Origin of the sequence: Pseudomonas sp. GCM10022186 (assembly GCF_042656385.1) — a bacterium.
Taxonomy (GTDB): domain Bacteria; phylum Pseudomonadota; class Gammaproteobacteria; order Pseudomonadales; family Pseudomonadaceae; genus Metapseudomonas.
Genome location: NZ_JBHSOU010000007.1, coordinates 59,873 through 77,063, shown reverse-complemented (window position 1 = coordinate 77,063; position 17,191 = coordinate 59,873). Strand labels below are relative to the sequence as shown.

Here is a 17,191-nt window from a genome sequence, read left to right as displayed (position 1 = left end):
TTGGTGCAGAGCGAAGCGAAGCCCAACAACCGGTTCGAAGAACCGGCCACCGGACGAAGTTGGGAGCGCGTTGCGCTCCATGTTGGGTTTCGCTCCGCTCTACCCAACCTACGGGGTGTCCCCGTTCACGCGGCGGCTTCGGTCTTTACCCGCAGGCGGTCATAGGCCTGCTGTTCCTCCGCATCCAGCGGGATCAGGTAGGGCTCCACCGCTTTCTTGAAGCTGGTCATGGCGCCGTCTTCGCCCTTCTTCAGGTGGCAGTGGCAGAACCACTCGGCGTCGTTGCGCTCGGGGTAGTCCACCCGGTGGTGGTACAGGCCCCAGCGGCTCTCGGCGCGGAACAGCGAGGCGCGCGCGGCCATCTCGGCGCAGTCGCGGATCACCGCCACTTCCATGGCGCGCATCAGCTCGTGGGGGTTGTTCGCCTTGATCTGCGCCAGGTCCCGTTCGATCTCGGCGAAGCGGGCGAGGCCGATCTCCATCTTCCTGGTCACCTTGGGCGGCTGCAGGTAGTCGTTGACCATGCGCCGCAGCTTGTACTCCACCTGGGCCGGCGGCAGGCCGTGCTCGCGCTGCAGCGGCGCGAAGACCCGCGCCCGCTCACGCTCCACCTGGGCCTGGTCGATCTCGGCGAAGTCACGACCGGCGATGTAGTCCGCCGCATTGATCCCGGCGAACCAGCCGTAGGTGAAGGCGCCGAGCATGTAGTTGTGCGGCACTGCGGCCATGTCGCCGGCGGCGTAGAGGCCCTTCACGCTGGTCTCGGCCTTCTCGTTGACCCATACGCCCGAGGCCGAATGCCCGGAGCAGAAGCCGATCTCGGAGATGTGCATTTCCACCATCTGCGAGCGGTAGTCGGTGCCACGGTTGGCGTGGAACTGACCACGGCTGGGACGCTCGTTGCTGTGCAGGATTTCCTCGATGGTCTGGATGGTTTCCTCGGCCAGGTGGTCCAGCTTGAGGAACACCGGGCCGTTGCCGCCTTCCAGTTCCTGGTGGAACTCCCACATCATCTGGCCGCTCCAGTAGTCGCACTCGATGAAGCGCTCGCCCTTGGCGTTGGCGGTGTAGCCGCCCAGCGGGCCGGTGACGTAGGCACAGGCCGGGCCGTTGTAGTCCTTGATCAACGGGTTGATCTGGAAGCATTCCAGGTTCGAAAGCTCGGCCCCGGCGTGGTAGGCCATGGCATAGCCGTCGCCGGCGTTGGTGGGGTTCTCGTAGGTGCCCATCAGGTAGCCGGAGGACGGCAGGCCGAGGCGCCCGGCGGCACCGCAGGCGAGGATCACCGCCTTGGCGCGGATCACCCGGAACTCGCCGCTGCGGCAGTCGAAGCCCATCACCCCGCAGGCGGCGCCTGCGCCGTCCAGCAGCAGGCGGGTGCAGACCACGCGGTTGCTGATCTCCACCCGCGCGCGCTTGAGCTGGCGGTAGAGCACCTTCTTGATGTCGTGGCCCTCGGGCATGGGCAGCACGTAGGCGCCCATGTGGTGGACCTTCTTCACCGCGTAATCGCCGGTCTCGTCCTTCTCGAACTTCACGCCCCAGCGGTCCAGTTGCTCGATGGTTTCGAAGCTGTGGGTGGCGTAGGCATGGACGGCGGCCTGGTTGACGATGCCGTCGTTGGCGATGGTGATTTCCTTGGTGTACTGCTCGGGCGTCGCGTGGCCGGGGATGATGGCGTTGTTCAGCCCATCCATGCCCATGCTGATGGCGCCGCTGCGCTTGACGTTGGCCTTGTCCAGCAGCAGCACGCGCAGCTCGCGGTTCTTTTCCTTGGCCTTGATGGCGGCCATGGGGCCGGCGGTGCCGCCGCCGATGACGACGATGTCGTAGTCCTGGTGTTCGGTGCTCATGCCTGGGGCCCCTTCTGGCGGTCGATGCGCAGGCGGTACTGGAAGGCATCGCCACGGTAGTAGAGGTGCTCGAAGTCCAGCGGTGTGCCGTCGGCGGCATGGGTCAGGCGCTCGATGCGCATGATCGGCGAACCCTCCTCCACGTCCAGTGCCCGGGTCAGGTCGCCGTCGGCCAGCACGGCGTCGATGGCCAGGTCGGCATGGCCGAGGGGGATGCCGCAGTCGTTCTCGAGGATGAGGAAGATGTCGCGGGTGGCGAGGTCGGCCTTCTCCAGCTTCTCGCCCACCGCCTTCGGCAGCCAGGTGAGCTCCAGGGACACCGGCTCGCGGTTGATCAGGCGCACGCGGCGGATCTCGGTCACCGGGCTGCCTTCTTCCAGCTGCAGGCGCGCCGCCACCAGCGGGCTCGCCGGCACATGGCGGAAGCTGCGCAGGCGGTTGATCACTTCGTAGCCCATCTGCGTCATGGACTCGGCCAGGCCCTGCAGGGTGCTGACGTTCTGGAAGGCCTTGGGCTTGGCGACGAAGGTGCCCTTGCCGTGGATCTTGAAGATCAGTCCTTCCTTCTGCAGGTCGCCCAGCGCCTGGCGCACGGTGATACGGCTGACGCCGAAGGCCTTGCCCAGCTCGCTTTCCGAAGGCATGCGGCTGTGGGGCGGATAGGTGCCGTCGAGGATGCGCCCGCGCAGCAACTCCTTGAGCTGGCTGTAGAGCGGGACCGGGGAGAGGGGGAGCAGTTCGGCCATGGTGTTCTTCGCTTGTGATCCTTACTTGTTATAACAAGTTGTGGCGAGAGAATAGCGAGCATAAGAACACCGAGTGAAATACCGATAATGAATAAGAATAGAAGCGTATTCGGGCGCTTCTCTGTAGGGGCGAATTCATTCGCCAAGCAGGCCGAAGGTCTGCCCTGCAAAGGTCCAATAGGGCAGCTGCGCTGCCCTTGGCGAATGAATTCGCCCCTACAAGGCCTGTTCACCAACCCTGTAAAATCGCCAGGCTCGGCCCAGGAGGAACCCATGCGCCAGGTCCTGCTCGTCATCGACATCCAACCGTCCTTCTCCCCACCCGACTGGCTGGTGGCCGGCGTCCGCGCCCTGCTCGGCCGGCTGCCGTCAGTGGCCACGGTGGAACGCCACGATGAAAGCCGCACACCCTTCCAGCGCCAGCTCGGCTGGTGTCCGGCGCCGGACGACGACAGCCTGGTGGCGGCCGACCGCATCTTCATCAAGCACGGCTACGCGCCGACGGCGGAAATCCTCGACCACCTCAAGGCGCTGGACCCGGAGCGGGTGCTGGTATGCGGCATCCAGACGGAAACCTGCGTGCTGGCGGCGGGCTTCGCCCTGTTCGATGCCGGCCTGCAGCCGACCCTGATCACCGACCTGACGGTCGGCTCGTCCCTGGACCGCTCGGGCCAGCTCGGCATCGACCTCTGGCGGCACCATTTCGGCCACCTGATCACCACCCGGGAACTGCTGGAGCAGCTCCCGGCCTGAGGGGTCAGAGGCTGTCCAGAGCCTGTTGGAAGTCCGCCACTATGTCCGCAGCATCCTCGATGCCCACCGACACGCGGATGGTGCCGTCGTGAATATCCAGCTCGGCCAGGGCCTCCTGCGACAGCGCGCGGTGGCTGGTCTTGCCGGGGTGGGTGATGCTGCTGGCGACGCCGGCCAGGGACGGCGCGAAGGCGGTGTTGCGCAGGGTTCGAATGAGCTTGTCCACCTCGTCCAACCCGCCGTGCAAGGTGAAGCTGAGCATGCCCGAGGCGCCCCTGGGGAACAGCCGCGCGGCCAGGGCGTGGTCCGGGTGCGAGGGCAGGCCGGGGTAGAACACCCGCGCCACCTGCGGATGGGCTTCCAGGGCTTCGGCCAGGACCTGGGCATTGGCCGAGTGGGCCTTCATGCGCAGGGCCAGGGTCTTGGCGCCGCGGAAGGTCAGCCAGGCTTCGAAGGGGCTGGCGCTGCCGCCGGCGTTGATCTGGAAGCGCCGCGCCTCCCCGATCCATTCCGCATCGCCCACCAGGATGCCGCCAGTGGCGTCGCTATGGCCGTTCAAGTACTTGGTGGTGCTGTGCAGCACCAGGTCGGCGCCGTCGGCCAGGGGGTTGTAGAGCGCCGGCGAAAGGAAGGTGTTGTCCACCAGCAGCTTGAGGCCACGGGCCTTCGCCAGCCGCGCCAGGGCCGGCACGTCGCTGACCCGCACCAGCGGGTTGGAGGCGGTCTCGGTGTAGATGACCCGGGTCGCCGGGGTGATGGCCGCCTCCACCGCCGCCAGGTCGTTGATCTCCACCAGGGTGGCGCGGATGCCGAAGCGCGCCAGCTCCTTCTCGATCAGGCTCTGGGTGGTGCCGTACAGCTCGCGGCTGGCGATCAGGTGGTCGCCGGCGTTCAGCCGCCCCAGCAGCGCGGCGCTCACCGCGGCCATGCCGGAGGCGGAGAACAGCGCCGCCTCGCCGCCTTCCAGTTCGCGCAGCAACTCCTCCAGCGCCGCCTGGTTGGGGTTGGCGATGCGGGTGTACATGTAGTTGTCGGGGTTGCCGGCGAGGAAGTCGTCCACCTGCTCCAGGGAGTCGTAGACGAACACCGAGGATTCGTAGATCGGCAGGGTCTTGGGGCGGGTGACCATCTTCTGGTCGACGTCGTTGCCGCTGTGGACGGCGCGGGTGGACAGGCCGGGTTTGGATTCGGGCATGAGGGAAGCTCCGGGTAGGCAGGCTGGAACTTGCACCTGTGGGGGCGAATTCATTCGCTAAGCAGTCCGCAGGACTGCCCTACCTGGTCGGGACCGCTGCGCGGTCCATAGCGAATGAATTCGCCCCCACAAGGGATAGCCTGCAGAAAAAAAGAACGCCGACGATAGTACAGACTCGTCGGCGTGAGGAGGGGCGCACGGCCAGTGCGCCACCGTGGCTAGCTTGTGATCAGAACGCCGGCACCACCGCGCCGGAGTACTTCTGCTCGATGAAGGCCTTCACTTCCGGGCTGGTCAGCGCGGCGGAGAGTTTCTTGATGGCGTCGCTGTCCTTGTTGTCCGGACGGGCCACCAGGTAGTTCACGTAGGGCGAGGTGCGGTCTTCCAGCACCAGGGCGTCCCTGGACGGGTTGAGCTTGGCTTCCAGCGCGTAGTTGGTGTTGATCAGGGCCAGGTCGACCTGGTCCAGCACGCGCGGCAGCAGGGCCGCTTCCAGTTCCTTGAACTTGAAGCCGTGCGGGTTCTCGGCGATGTCCTTGGGGGTGGCCAGGGCGTTCTTCGGGTCCTTCAGTTTCAGCAGGCCGGCCTTCTGCAGCAGGATCAGGGCGCGGCCGCTGTTGCTGCCTTCGTTGGGGATGGCGATGGTGGCGCCTTCCGGCAGTTCCTTCAGGGACTTGTACTTGCTGGAGTAACCGCCGAAGGGCTCGACGTGCACGCCCTGGACTATCACCAGGTGGGTACCCTTGCCGCTGTTGAAGTTGTCCAGGTAGGGCTTGGTCTGGAAGTAGTTGGCGTCCAGGTGTTTCTGGTCCACCTGCAGGTTGGGCTGCACGTAGTCGGTGAAGACCTTCACTTCCAGGTCCACGCCTTCCTTGGCCAGCTGGGGTTTGACCAGCTCGAGGATTTCCGCGTGGGGTACCGGGGTGGCGGCGACGGTGAGCTTCTCGCCGGCGTTGGCGAAGGAAACGGACAGGGCAGCGGCCAGGGCGGTCAGCAGCAGGGACTTCTTCATGATGATCCTTTTCGATTCTGCGGCTCCGGCTGGATCTTCAGCCGCGAGCGGGTGTCGGGATGCCCGGTCTGGGTATCGCCGGGTTGGGAGCGACACTACGGAAATTTTTTATAACGACAAAATACCGTTTTCTTATTCTCATATTCCTTTTCAAATATAAAACGCCCAAGCGTGATAGCGCTCACACCCTGACTGGCCGGTACTTTCATGTCGCCTCTGAGAATTGCCTGCAAGGCCACGGCTCACTAGAGTGGCAGGCTTCGCAACTGCCCATCGAGCCACCACCATGCTCAACGCCGCCCTTGCCCGCTTTCCCCGCCTGGAACTGGTCCCCTCGCCCACTCCGCTGGAGAAGCTGGAGCGGCTGTCGCAGAAGCTTGGCCGCAGCATCTACGTGAAGCGCGACGACATCACCCCCTTCGCCCTCGGCGGCAACAAGGTGCGCAAGCTGGAATTCCTCGGCGCCGATGCCCTGGCCCAGGATGCCGACACCCTGGTCACCGCCGGCGCCATCCAGTCCAACCACGTGCGCCAGACCGCGGCCCTCGCCGCACGCCTGGGCCTTTCCTGCGTGGCCTTGCTGGAGAACCCCATCGGCACCGCCGACCGCAACTACCTGGAGAACGGCAACCGCCTGCTGCTCGATCTGTTCGGCACCGAGGTCGAGCTGGTGCCCAACCTGGATAACGCCGACGAACTCCTCGCCGCCACCGGCGAGCGTCTGCGCGCCGCCGGCAAGCGCCCCTACCTCGTCCCCATCGGCGGCTCCAACGCCCTGGGCGCCCTGGGCTACGTGCGCGCCGGCCTGGAGCTGGCCGAGCAGATCAAGGCCAGCGGCGAGACCTTCTCCGCCGTGGTGCTGGCCTCCGGCAGCGCCGGCACCCACGCCGGCCTGGCGCTCGCGCTGGAACATGCCCTGCCCGGCACCCGCGTGGTCGGCGTCACCGTCTCCCGTCCGGACGCCACCCAGCGCCCCAAGGTGGAAGGCCTGCTGCAGCGCACCGCCGACCTGCTCGGCGTGCCCGTCCCGGCCGGACTCAAGGTGGAACTCTGGGACCAGTACTTCTTCCCGCGCTACGGCGAGCCCAATGCCGGCACGCTGGACGCCGTGCGCCAGGCGGCCAGCCTCGAAGGGCTGCTGCTGGACCCGGTGTACACCGGCAAGGCCTTCGCCGGCCTGCTCGATGGCGTCGCCAAGGGCGCCTTCGCGGGCGACGGGCCGGTGCTGTTCCTGCACACCGGTGGCTCCCCGGCGCTCTTCGCCTATCATCCAGCGGGTATCGCGTGAATCCGCTTATTCCTTATTTACAGCAATAAATAATTTTTAATTATTTTATTGCATATGAATGAATCCCTAGAGTTGCCACCTCTTCAGCCACCCGCCCCGTGAGGCTCATATGACATTCGCAACCCTGCGTCGCCAGTTCATCCTCGGCAGCCTGAGCCTGGTGCTCGGCGCCGGCTCAATCGGCACCAGCTTCGCCGCCGACCTGCTCCAGGACATCCAGCAGAAAGGCGCCATCAAGGTCGGCCTGGAAGGCACCTATCCGCCCTTCAACTACCAGGACGAGAGCGGCAAGCTGACCGGCTTCGAAGTGGAACTGGCCGAGGCCCTGGCCAAGGAACTGGGCGTGAAGGCCGAGTTCCAGCCGACCAAGTGGGACGGCATCCTCGCCGCCCTGGAGTCCAAGCGCCTGGACGTGGTGATCAACCAGGTGACCATCTCCGACGAGCGCAAGAAGAAGTACGACTTCTCCACCCCTTACACCGTCTCCGGCATCCAGGCGCTGGTGCGCAAGGGCACCGAGGGTGATATCAGGACCGCCGCGGACCTCGCCGGCAAGAAGGTCGGCGTGGGCCTGGGCACCAACTACGAACAGTGGCTGAAGGACAACGTCCCGCAGGCCGATATCCGCACCTACGACGACGACCCCACCAAGTTCCAGGACCTCAACGTCGGCCGCATCGACGCCATCCTGGTGGACCGCCTGGCCGCCTTCGAGATGGTCGAGAAGACCGGTGGCCGCCTGGCCGTGACCGGCGAACCCTTCTCCCGCCAGGAAGCCGGCATCGCCCTGCGCAAGGGCAACCCGGAACTGCTGGCCGCCATCGACAAGGCCCTGGCCAAGCTGAAGGCCGACGGCACCCTGAAGAAGCTCTCCGAGAAATGGTTCAAGGCTGACGTGACCCAATGATCGAAACCAGCCTGCAACTTGCGCTGGATTCCGCGCCCTTCCTGCTGAAGGGCGCGGTGTTTACGGTGATCCTGAGCCTCGGTGGCATGTTCTTCGGCCTGCTGCTGGGGTTCGTCCTCGCCCTGATGCGCCTCTACGGTTTCACCGCCCTGCGCTGGCTGTCGCGGATCTACGTGTCGTTCTTCCGCGGCACGCCGCTGCTGGTGCAGCTGTTCATGATCTATTACGGCCTGCCGCAACTGGGCATCCAGCTCGAACCGCTGCCCGCGGCGCTGATCGGCTTCTCGCTGAACATGGCCGCCTACACCTCGGAAATCCTCCGCGCCGCCATCGCCTCCATCGACCGGGGGCAGTGGGAAGCCGCCGCCAGCATCGGCATGAGCCGCACCCAGACGCTGGTCCGCGCCATCCTCCCGCAGGCCGCGCGTACCGCGCTGCCGCCGCTGGGCAACAGCTTCATCTCGCTGGTCAAGGACACCGCCCTGGCCGCCACCATCCAGGTGCCGGAGCTGTTCCGCCAGGCGCAACTGATCACCGCGCGAACCTTCGAGATCTTCACCATGTACCTGGCCGCCGCGCTGCTCTACTGGGTGCTGGCCACTGTGCTGTCGCACTTCCAGGGCCGCCTCGAGGCACGGGTCAACCAGCATGAGCAGGACAGCTGATGATCACCGTCCGTAACCTGACCAAATCCTTCAAGGGCCAGGAGGTGCTCAAGGGCATCGACCTGACCATCGAGCCCGGCGAAGTGGTGGCCATCATCGGCCCCAGCGGCTCGGGCAAGACCACCCTGCTGCGCTGCCTCAACCTGCTGGAGGAACCCAGCGGCGGCCGCATCAAGGTGGGCGAGATCGAGATCGACGCCGGCAAGCCGCTGAAACACCAGCACGCGCTGATCCGCAAGCTGCGCCAGCACGTGGGTTTCGTCTTCCAGAATTTCAACCTCTTCCCCCACCGCACCGCGCTGGAGAACGTCATCGAAGGCCCGGTGGTGGTGAAGAAGCAGCCCCGCGAGCAGGCCGTCGAGCGCGCCCGCCGGCTGCTGGCGAAGGTTGGCCTGGCGGGCAAGGAAGACGCCTATCCCAAGCGCCTGTCCGGCGGCCAGCAACAGCGTGTGGCCATCGCCCGTGCCCTGGCCATGGAGCCCGATGTAATCCTCTTCGACGAGCCCACCTCGGCGCTGGACCCGGAACTGGTGGGCGAGGTGCTGGCCACCATCCGCGGCCTGGCCGAGGAGAAGCGCACCATGGTCATCGTCACCCACGAGATGAGCTTCGCCCGCGACGTGGCCAACCGTGCGATCTTCATCGACAAGGGCGTGATCGTCGAACAGGGCGATGCGAAGACGCTGTTCAGCGCGCCGAAGGAAGAGCGCACCAGGCAGTTCCTGAGCAAGTTCCTGCAAGGCTGACATCCACCCGAAAAGTGCCTGCTGCTTTTTTGTGGGGGCGAATTCATTCGCTAAGGGCAGCGCAGCTGCCCCATTGGACTTTCCGAAGGCAGACCTTCGGTCTGCATAGCGAATGAATTCGCCCCCACAATGTCTATCCCAACCGGCGGCCCCATCAGCAAGCCCCCTGCAAGGAAATCCGCGTAGAATCCGCGCCCCTCGCAAGAAAGCCCCGCCACCGGAACCCGCATGAACCCGAGTACCCTCCTCTCCCTGCCGCTATTGGCCCTCGCCCTGGGCGGCTTCGTCGTCGGCAGCAGCGAATTCATCATCATGGGCCTCTTGCCCGAAGTGGCGAAGGACCTGCAGGTCAGCCTCGCCGACGCAGGCCTCCTGGTCAGCGCCTATGCCATGGGCGTGGTGATCGGTGCGCCGCTGCTGGGACCGCTGCTCGGCCGCGTGCCGCGGCGCCAGGCCCTGCTCTGGCTGATGGGCGCCTACGCCCTGGGCAACCTCGGCTGCGCCCTGGCGCCGAACTACGAATGGCTGCTGGCCATGCGCATGTTCACCGCCTTCAGCCATGCCGGCTTCTTCGGTTGCGCCACCCTGCTGGCCGCCGAGCTGGCGCCGCCACACCGCCGCGCCTCGGCCATGGCCCTGGTGCTCAGCGGCCTGACCATCGCCAACGTGCTCGGCGTGCCGGCCGGCGCCTGGCTGGGCCAGGCCACCAGCTGGCGGGTGACCTTCATGGTGGTAGCGGGCCTGGGCTTGCTCACCCTGCTCGCCCAGGCCCTCTGGCTGCCCGCCACGGCCAGGCCCGAAGCCAACGCCGCCGGAGCCTGGGACGGCATCCTGCGGCGCCCGGTACTGCACGCGCTGTTCGTCTGCAGCCTGTCCTCGGTGGCGCTGTTCGGCGTGTTCACCTACATCAGCCCGCTGCTGCGCGACGTCTCCGGCTTCAGCAAGGAGAACGCCAACTTCGCCCTGCTGCTGTTCGGCATCGGCCTGACCGTGGGCAACCTGCTGGGTGGGCGGCTGGCGGACAAGGGCTTCCGCCACGCCCTGCCGCTGGCCTTCGGGGTGAGCACGCTGTGCCTGCTGGGCCTGTATGTCTTCGCGCAGATTCCGGCGCTGGCCCTGGGTTGCCTGTTCCTCTGGGGCGTGGCCAGCTTCGCCATCTCCTCGCCACTGCAACTGCTGCTGGTGGAGCAGGCCGGCGAATCGGCAAGCCTGGCCGCCACCCTCAGCCACGCCGCCTTCAACCTGGGCAACGCCAGTGGCGCCTTCGTCGGCGGCCTCTGGCTGAGCACCGGGATGGGGCTGAACAACCTGCCGCTGATGGGCATGGGCGTGCTGCTGCTGACCATCCTGGTCTGCCTGCCGCTGCCGCGCCTGCGGTCGGTGAAGGACCACCTCAAGGCCACCGGGCAGCTTCATTGATGCGTTTGTAGCGCGCGCAAGGGTGGATGTCGCTTTTCACATCCACCGACGGAGTCTCGCCGAACCTCGAATGGTGGACCGATGAAGCGTGGTCCACCCTACGCCTGGGCCTACCCCGCCAATACCTCGGCGAACAGCTGGCGCAGGTGGTCGCGCTCGGCGTCGTTGGCCGCCAGGCGGCGCAATTGCACGGCGAGCTGGGCGTAGCCCGGCAGCGGCGGCAGGTTGAGGTGCTGCGGCTGGATCTCGTCACCCTCGCTCACCAGCAGGGCGAAGTGCACGCTGTTCTCCAGCTCACGGGTATTGCCCGGCCAGGGATAGGCCTCCAGGGCCGCCTGGGCCGACGGGCTGATCTGCGGCAACGGCAGGTCCAGACGCTGGGCGTAGATGCCGAGGAAGTATTCGGCCAACGGCAGGATATCCGCCGGCCGCTCACGCAGCGGCGGCAGCTCCACCCGGCCCTCGTCCAGGTACTGGTAGAGCCGCGCATTGAACTTGCCGGCGCGCACCGCCTTGGCCAGGTCGATGCTGGTGGCGGCCACCAGGCGCACATCCACCGGCGTCGGCTGCTGGGCGCCGACGCGGATCACCTCGCGGCTCTCCAGGGCCGCCAGCAGCTTGGCCTGCAGAGGCAGTGGCAGGTCGCCGATCTCGTCCAGGTAGAGGGTTCCGCCATTGGCCGAACCGAACCAGCCGGCGCGACTGCTGGCCGAGCCACTGTGAGCGCCGACGGCGTGGCCGAAGAGTTCCGCCTCGGCATAGGCCTTGCTGATCGCACCACAGCTCACCGCCACGAACAGGCCAGGGCGGTCGCTGGAACGATGGATCTGCCGCGCCAGCAGTTCCTTGCCGGTGCCAGGCTCGCCCTGGATCAGCACCGGCAAGGTGCTGGGGGCCAGTTGGTCGACTTCCAGGCGAAGCCGGCGCGAGCGCTCATCGACGAAGACCAGTGCGCGGGCGCGGATGCTCAGCGGGCTGCGATCGGCATCGGCGAAGCTCAGCAGCGGCTGGCCGGGGTTTTCCTTGCTCATGGCGAAATCTCCCGCCGGGCCCAGGCTGCGATGCAGCGGACCCTGGCGTATTGCTGGATAAGGGGTGGATCAGGCTCGAATTCGAGCCAACTGCTCGACGCGACCCTGCAAGCGATAGAGGTGGGCGAAACCCTGTTCCCAGCGATGGTGCCCGGACTTCACGTTGATATGTCCGGCACCGGTGAGAACGGCCGCTTCCGAGCCCCAGTCACGGGCCATCTCCAGGGCCCGCGCCGGGCTGGCGGCGTGGTCGTTGTCCGAGCCCACCAACAGCGTCGGGAACGGCAACGGGTCCTTCGGGATGGGCGCGAAGCCCTTGAGCGCTTCCGGACAGCCGGGGCGCTGCACATCCGCCGGTGCCACCAGCAGTGCGCCACGCACGCGGCGCAGCACGTCCGGGTCGGACTGCGCGGCCCAGTGGGCCACGGTCACGCAGCCCAGGCTGTGGGCGATGAGGATCACCGACGTGCGTTCGGCATCGATGGCGCGCTCCAGCGCCGCCACCCAGGACTCGCGGTCCGGCGTGTCCCAGTCGGCCTGCTCGACCCGGCTGGCATTGGGCAGGCTGCGCTGCCAGTGGCTTTGCCAATGGTCATCGGGCGAGCCCTGCCATCCCGGCAGGATCAGGTAGCGAATGGCCTGGCTGCGCATGGCGAGCCCTCCTTGCTGAATTTCGATGCTGGGCAGTCTAGGCGCTCGCCATATATCTGTTAAGGAATAAGAATTTATTTGCTTATGCATTATTAGCTTATTCACTAAAGGTCCCCTCTGCCGTGCGATGGCACACCTGTAGGATGGGTGGAGCTCAGCGATACCCATCGGCGGGGTTGATGGGTATCGCGGGGCTCCACCCATCCTACGGAAGGCAATCGGGCGCCCATGCAGATCGACGAAGAACTGACCCTGAAGAAGCTGGAGACCTTTCTCGCCTTCATGCGCAGCGGCAACCTGTCGCGCGCGGCGGCGGAGCTGAACACCAGCAACGTCAGCGTGCACCGCGCCATCCACTCCCTGGAGAGCGCCCTGCGCTGCCCGCTGTTCAAGCACGAGGGGCGCAACCTGACGCCGCTGGAAAGCGCCTTTGTGCTGGAAGAGAAGGCGCAGAAGCTGATCCAGGACGCCGTCGAGATGGTGCGCCTGACCCGCGAGGCGGCGGGCTTCTCCGCCGAGCGCTTCAAGCTCGGCGCGCTCTATTCGCTGACGGTGAAGACGGTGCCGCAGCTGGTGATGGGCCTGAAACTGCGCCGCAGCGAGCTGAACATCGACCTCACCCTGGGCTCCAACGTCGACCTGCTCTACCGCCTGAAGAACCTCGAACTGGACGCCATCCTGGTCTCCCTCGACGAAAGCGTGAACGACCCGGACTGCGAGCAGCTGCCGCTGTTTTCCGACGACATCTTCCTCGCCGTGCCCACCGACTCGCCCTTCGCCGACCAGGACGAGGTGGACCTCGCCGACCTCGCCGACTCCACCTTCATCACCCTCACCCAGGGCTTCGCCACCCACCGCGACGGCGCGCGGGTATTCCAGCAGGCCGGCTTCGAGCCGAAGGTGGCGATGCAGGTGAACGACATCTTCACCCTGCTCAGCATGGTCAGTTCCGGGGTCGGCTACGCGCTGCTGCCGGGGCGCATCGCGGCGGTCTACGAGAACCGGGTGAAACTGATCCGACTGCAGGCGCGCTACCGTCTGCAGCAGCACATAGGCGTGGTCTTCCTCAAGGCCCGCGAGCGCGACCCCAACCTGCTGGCGCTGGTCGCCGAGTGCCGCATGTACAGCCTGCGCAACGAGGGCTGAAACGAAAACGCCCCGACCATTTGGCCGGGGCGGGAAGTGCGGCAAGTGTGCGGATGGCCAGCAAGGCCACACCGTAGACGATCGTTGTCGGTGTCCTCGCATTGGGGGCGAAGTGCACGGCGGTTATCGGGTCCGGCCTGCCTCCTGGCGCAGCAGGGCGTCCAGCGTGTCCAGGCGGGCGCCCTGGAAGGCGACCACCGTGCCCTGTTCGAACACCCGCCGCGCCAGGCCGCTGAGCACGGCGCCGGGAGGGAGTTCGATGTGCAGGCGCACGCCGCGCTCGTAGGCGGTGCGCAGGGTGCCGTGCCAGTCGATGACGCGGCACATGTTGAAAGCGAGGTCGTCGCGCAGGCGTGCCGGCTCGAACACCGGCCGCGCCGTGGTGCCGCTGAGGTAGCGGATCGCCGGGCGGCGCAGTTCCACACCGGCGAAGGCGGCAGCCAGTTCGCGGGCCGCTTCGTCCAGCAGCGCGCAATGGGACGGCACACTCATGGCCAGGCGTTTCGCCGCGCCGGCACCCAGGGTCCGGGCCCGTTCGGCGACGGCGGCCATGGCGGCATCGCTGCCGGCGATCACCAGTTGGTTGTCGGCGTTGATATTGGCCAGGAACAGCGGCCCGTCGGCATCGGCGATGAGGCGTTCCACCGTCGCCTGGTCCAGGCCGAGGATGGCGGTCATGCCGTAGCCCCGTGGGTAAGCCCGCTGCATCAGCTCGCCGCGCAGGGCCACCAGGCGCACGGCATCAGCGAAGTCCAGGGAACCGGCCACCACGGCGGCGGTATAGGCGCCGATGGAAAGCCCGGCCACATAGTCCGGCGCCGGGCTGCGTTGCAGCAGCAGGCGCGCGCAGGCGACGCCGGCCACCAGCAGGCAGAGCTGCACGGCGCGGGTGGATTGCAGGGCCTCGGCGGAATCCAGCGCCAGCAGGTCTTCGCCCAGGGCGTCGCCGGCTTCCTCCAGGCAGGCGGCGCATTCGGCCGGCAGTTGATGGAGCATGCCCACCTGCTGCGCGCCCTGGCCGGGGAAGGCGAACAGGCTGCTCACGCGGCGCGCTCCAGGGGCAGCCAGGGGTTATCCACAAGGCGTGCGCCCTCGGCGCATTTCAGCAGCACGCGGCGGGAGCCGCCGGCCCATTCGCGCAGGGCGACGGCGCCATTGGGAGTTTCCAGTTGCAGGTCGATGCGGCAGGGGGCATTGGCCAGCGCCGAGAGCAGTTCGCGGGCGTGCTGGCGGTCAAAACAGGTTGGGGTGCGCAGGAGCAGGTCGAGGTCGCTGGCGTCGTGCAGAACCGCAATACCGGTGGCCAGCTGGAAACCGACGCCGCCGGTGGGGCCCCAGGGCAGGCCGGTGGCGGCCAGCATCGGGGCGACGGCTTCCAGCGCCCGCAGCGCAGGGAGACCGGCGGCAGTGCGTGGCCGCAGTTGTTCGGGGCTGACCAGGCGCTGGATGGAATGGATTGGCATGGTCGCGGCCAAGCGCTGCTCGCGGCTGGAACCACGGATGCCCACGGCGACCAGGCCCGGTTCACAGAGCGCACGGCGCAGCACCACGGGATGGCCGGCGGCCAGGGCCTGAACCGCCCATGCGGGGGCGCCGGCCGGTAGATGGTCCGGGGTCATGCCCCAGAGCAGGTCGTGGGGTTTTGGAGTCTTGTTCATTGCTGGCTCCTTGATGTTCGGCGGCTCGGGCTTCCCCTCACCCCCGGCCCCTCTCCCTGAAGAGGAGAGGGGTGGCTCGCGCCTGGAGGCAAGGAGTTCGCCGACTGGCTCGGCGTGATAACTCCCCTCTCCCGCTTGCGGGAGAGGGGCTGGGGGAGAGGGCCAGCGGACTACCACTGCGCCCGCAGCATCTCCCTGACACGCGACGACGCCGCGCGGTTCTCCGCGCCGAGCCGCCCGGAAAGGTCCGTGCTCGTCCCGATGTCCTCCACCGCCCGCACCAGGCACTCGCGCACCCGGCCAATATCGGCGGCGGCGGGATGCTCCACGTCCTCCACCTTCACCCGTTCCCAGAGCAGGCCGAGGGAGGCGTAGTTCTCCAGGTCGTAGGCCATGGGCGGTACCTTCGCAGCCAGCGCCTCCAACTCCTCGACGCTGCGCTGGGTGATGCGCGCGGCGGCGGCCTTGCCCATGGCGTGGACCATCACCCCGGCATCGTCCAGGGCGATCAGGCGTTGGGCCTGGTAGCCGTGGGCGAGGAAGGCGCCGGACATGGCCTTGCCCACCAGCAGGCCGATCACAGGGTGCCCCGCAAGGCGGGCGCGGGCATAGGCGTCCACCGCGCCGGCCAGCGCCTGGTGAATGCCCAGGGCCTCCTCGCGGCGGCCATAGGCCTGGCTCGGCACGTCCACCAAGGCCACCAGCACGCGCTTGGCGCCATCGCGGTCGGCCTCGATGGCCTCATCCACCGCCTTGGCCAGGCCCCAGCCTTCCAGCAGGCCGACTTCGCCATTGCGGGCGCGGGGGAAGGGATTCCGCGCATCCGGCACCACGGCGATAAAGCGCGCGGCGCGGTTGCCCAGCTCGCCATCGACGACTTTCACCGAGGCCGGGAAGCCGGCCCGCTCTTCGCCGCCGGCCAGGCCGCGCAGCCAGTTCAGTCCACGGCTCATTGCTGTTCTCCCTGGTAGAGGGCGCGCACGGCGGCGGCGTCCAGTTGTTCGCAGTCCTCGCCCAGGCGCGCCAGACGTTCGAGGAACCAGGCGTGCCGGCGGCTGCGTGGCAGGCCCTGCTCCGGCCGGGCCAGCAGGCCCTGCTCCGGCCGGGCCAGCAGGCCCTGGAGAGTTTTGCGGATGGCGTCGATATCGTCGGCCACATAGGCGTCCACCAGGCCGCTGGCGGCTCGCTGCTCACCCCCGGTGAGGCTCCAGATGAAGGGGCGGTCGCGGGAGTCGTATTCCGAAAGGCCGGCTTCCTGTTCGATCACCTGCGGACCATTGAGGCCCAGGCGCGCCTCGCGGGTGACGATCAGTTGGCTGCACAGCCCGGCGGCGATGGACATGCCGCCGAAGCAGCCGACAGGGCCTGCGATCAGGCCGATTACCGGCTGAAACTCACGCAGCTGGACGATGGCCGCCTGGATCTCGGCGATGGCCGCCAGGCCGAGGTTGGCTTCCTGCAGGCGCACGCCGCCGGTTTCCAGCAGCAACACGGCGCAGGTGGGGATGCCCTGGCGGTTGTCGTCCACCGCCAGCTCCAGCGCGCCGGCGATCTTGGCGCCACCGACTTCGCCCATGCTGCCGCCCTGGAAGGCTCCCTCGATGGCGGCGATCAGCGCCGGCTGGCCGTTGATGCTGCCCTTGGCCACCACCACGCCGTCGTCGGCCTGGGGCACGATGCCCTGCTGCGGCAGCCAGGGGGAAATGACCCGGTCGAAGGGGCCGATGAGTTCGCGGAAAGTGCCGGTATCCAGCAGCTCACGGGCGCGCTGGCGGGCACCGAGCTCGACGAAGCTGCGGGCTGCGAGCAGGCGTGCGGTATCAGTCATGAGCAAGCTCCTCAAAACCTTGTTCCAGGCGCAGGCGCACCACGCCAGGGGTGGCGCCGAAGTCGTGGATATCGATGTTCAGGGCCGGCGGTGTCTGGCCGTCGAACAGGCGCTGGAACAGTTGCTGCCAGCGCGGGCCGCTACCGTTCACCGAGGTCACTACCTGGATCGTCAGGGTGCCGGCGACGCCGGGTTCCAGCAGCACTTCGAGGTCGCCGGAGCCAACGCAGCCCACCAGGGCACGGCCACGGGCCGGCTGGCCGGCGGGGAATTGGAAGGACAGGGTTTCCATG

General features: G+C 67.3%; 18 protein-coding genes. 7 read left to right on the top strand and 11 right to left on the bottom strand.

What is annotated here, in order from left to right:
• Positions 1-125: 125 nt before the first annotated feature.
• Together ACFPU0_RS04425 and ACFPU0_RS04420 are read right to left on the bottom strand one after the other, a co-directional pair.
• Positions 126-1,853, bottom strand: a complete 1,728-nt coding sequence (locus ACFPU0_RS04425; RefSeq protein ID WP_377691574.1) for a fumarate reductase/succinate dehydrogenase flavoprotein subunit — start codon at positions 1,851-1,853, stop codon at positions 126-128.
• Complete coding sequence (locus tag ACFPU0_RS04420; protein ID WP_377691573.1) at positions 1,850-2,599, bottom strand: GntR family transcriptional regulator; 750 nt, start codon at positions 2,597-2,599, stop codon at positions 1,850-1,852. The genes ACFPU0_RS04425 and ACFPU0_RS04420 overlap by 4 nt, the downstream gene beginning before the upstream one ends.
• 273 nt (positions 2,600-2,872) lie before the next feature.
• On the opposite strand from ACFPU0_RS04420, the gene ACFPU0_RS04415 reads away from it, so the two are divergent.
• Complete coding sequence (locus tag ACFPU0_RS04415) at positions 2,873-3,352, top strand: cysteine hydrolase family protein (RefSeq protein ID WP_377691572.1); 480 nt, start codon at positions 2,873-2,875, stop codon at positions 3,350-3,352.
• 4 nt (positions 3,353-3,356) lie between these two features.
• Here the strand turns inward: ACFPU0_RS04415 and ACFPU0_RS04410 are convergent, their stop codons facing one another.
• Entirely contained in the window at positions 3,357-4,547 is a 1,191-nt protein-coding gene (locus tag ACFPU0_RS04410) for a trans-sulfuration enzyme family protein (RefSeq protein WP_377691571.1), read from the bottom strand.
• Between the two features lie 229 nt (positions 4,548-4,776).
• On the bottom strand, positions 4,777-5,559 hold the full coding sequence (locus ACFPU0_RS04405; RefSeq protein WP_377691570.1) for a MetQ/NlpA family ABC transporter substrate-binding protein: 783 nt from the start codon (positions 5,557-5,559) through the stop codon (positions 4,777-4,779).
• A gap of 286 nt (positions 5,560-5,845) precedes the next feature.
• Here ACFPU0_RS04405 and ACFPU0_RS04400 point away from each other — a divergent pair, with 286 nt between their 5' ends.
• From ACFPU0_RS04400 to ACFPU0_RS04380, 5 genes are all read left to right on the top strand, one after another.
• Positions 5,846-6,847: a D-cysteine desulfhydrase gene (locus tag ACFPU0_RS04400; RefSeq protein WP_377691569.1), complete on the top strand. Its 1,002-nt coding sequence runs from the start codon at positions 5,846-5,848 to the stop codon at positions 6,845-6,847.
• A gap of 109 nt (positions 6,848-6,956) precedes the next feature.
• On the top strand, positions 6,957-7,754 hold the full coding sequence (gene tcyJ, locus ACFPU0_RS04395) for a cystine ABC transporter substrate-binding protein (RefSeq protein ID WP_377691568.1): 798 nt from the start codon (positions 6,957-6,959) through the stop codon (positions 7,752-7,754).
• Positions 7,751-8,419: a cystine ABC transporter permease gene (gene tcyL / locus ACFPU0_RS04390; RefSeq protein ID WP_377691567.1), complete on the top strand. Its 669-nt coding sequence runs from the start codon at positions 7,751-7,753 to the stop codon at positions 8,417-8,419. Before tcyJ ends, tcyL begins: the two co-directional genes overlap by 4 nt.
• Entirely contained in the window at positions 8,419-9,165 is a 747-nt protein-coding gene (gene tcyN / locus ACFPU0_RS04385) for an L-cystine ABC transporter ATP-binding protein TcyN (protein ID WP_377691566.1), read from the top strand. The genes tcyL and tcyN overlap by 1 nt, the downstream gene beginning before the upstream one ends.
• A gap of 228 nt (positions 9,166-9,393) precedes the next feature.
• Positions 9,394-10,584, top strand: a complete 1,191-nt coding sequence (locus tag ACFPU0_RS04380) for an MFS transporter (RefSeq protein ID WP_377691565.1) — start codon at positions 9,394-9,396, stop codon at positions 10,582-10,584.
• A 110-nt stretch (positions 10,585-10,694) separates the two neighbouring features.
• Here ACFPU0_RS04380 and ACFPU0_RS04375 read toward each other — a convergent pair whose 3' ends face one another.
• Both ACFPU0_RS04375 and ACFPU0_RS04370 read right to left on the bottom strand, forming a co-directional pair.
• Positions 10,695-11,615: a sigma 54-interacting transcriptional regulator gene (locus ACFPU0_RS04375; RefSeq protein ID WP_377691564.1), complete on the bottom strand. Its 921-nt coding sequence runs from the start codon at positions 11,613-11,615 to the stop codon at positions 10,695-10,697.
• A gap of 69 nt (positions 11,616-11,684) precedes the next feature.
• On the bottom strand, positions 11,685-12,266 hold the full coding sequence (locus ACFPU0_RS04370) for an alpha/beta hydrolase (RefSeq protein WP_377691563.1): 582 nt from the start codon (positions 12,264-12,266) through the stop codon (positions 11,685-11,687).
• 228 nt (positions 12,267-12,494) lie between these two features.
• On the opposite strand from ACFPU0_RS04370, the gene ACFPU0_RS04365 reads away from it, so the two are divergent.
• On the top strand, positions 12,495-13,412 hold the full coding sequence (locus tag ACFPU0_RS04365) for a LysR substrate-binding domain-containing protein (protein WP_377691562.1): 918 nt from the start codon (positions 12,495-12,497) through the stop codon (positions 13,410-13,412).
• A 123-nt stretch (positions 13,413-13,535) separates the two neighbouring features.
• Here the strand turns inward: ACFPU0_RS04365 and mdcH are convergent, their stop codons facing one another.
• The 5 genes from mdcH to ACFPU0_RS04340 form a co-directional block, all read right to left on the bottom strand.
• Positions 13,536-14,456 (bottom strand): malonate decarboxylase subunit epsilon, encoded by a 921-nt coding sequence (gene mdcH / locus ACFPU0_RS04360; protein WP_377691561.1) that lies wholly within the window; start codon positions 14,454-14,456, stop codon positions 13,536-13,538.
• On the bottom strand, positions 14,453-15,070 hold the full coding sequence (locus tag ACFPU0_RS04355; protein ID WP_377691560.1) for a malonate decarboxylase holo-ACP synthase: 618 nt from the start codon (positions 15,068-15,070) through the stop codon (positions 14,453-14,455). Before ACFPU0_RS04355 ends, mdcH begins: the two co-directional genes overlap by 4 nt.
• A gap of 170 nt (positions 15,071-15,240) precedes the next feature.
• Positions 15,241-16,023, bottom strand: coding sequence for a biotin-independent malonate decarboxylase subunit gamma (mdcE, locus tag ACFPU0_RS04350; RefSeq protein ID WP_377691559.1), 783 nt, complete (start codon positions 16,021-16,023; stop codon positions 15,241-15,243).
• On the bottom strand, positions 16,020-16,898 hold the full coding sequence (locus ACFPU0_RS04345) for a biotin-independent malonate decarboxylase subunit beta (RefSeq protein ID WP_377691558.1): 879 nt from the start codon (positions 16,896-16,898) through the stop codon (positions 16,020-16,022). The genes mdcE and ACFPU0_RS04345 overlap by 4 nt, the downstream gene beginning before the upstream one ends.
• Positions 16,891-17,190, bottom strand: a complete 300-nt coding sequence (locus tag ACFPU0_RS04340; RefSeq protein ID WP_377691557.1) for a malonate decarboxylase subunit delta — start codon at positions 17,188-17,190, stop codon at positions 16,891-16,893. Before ACFPU0_RS04340 ends, ACFPU0_RS04345 begins: the two co-directional genes overlap by 8 nt.
• Position 17,191 lies beyond the last annotated feature (1 nt).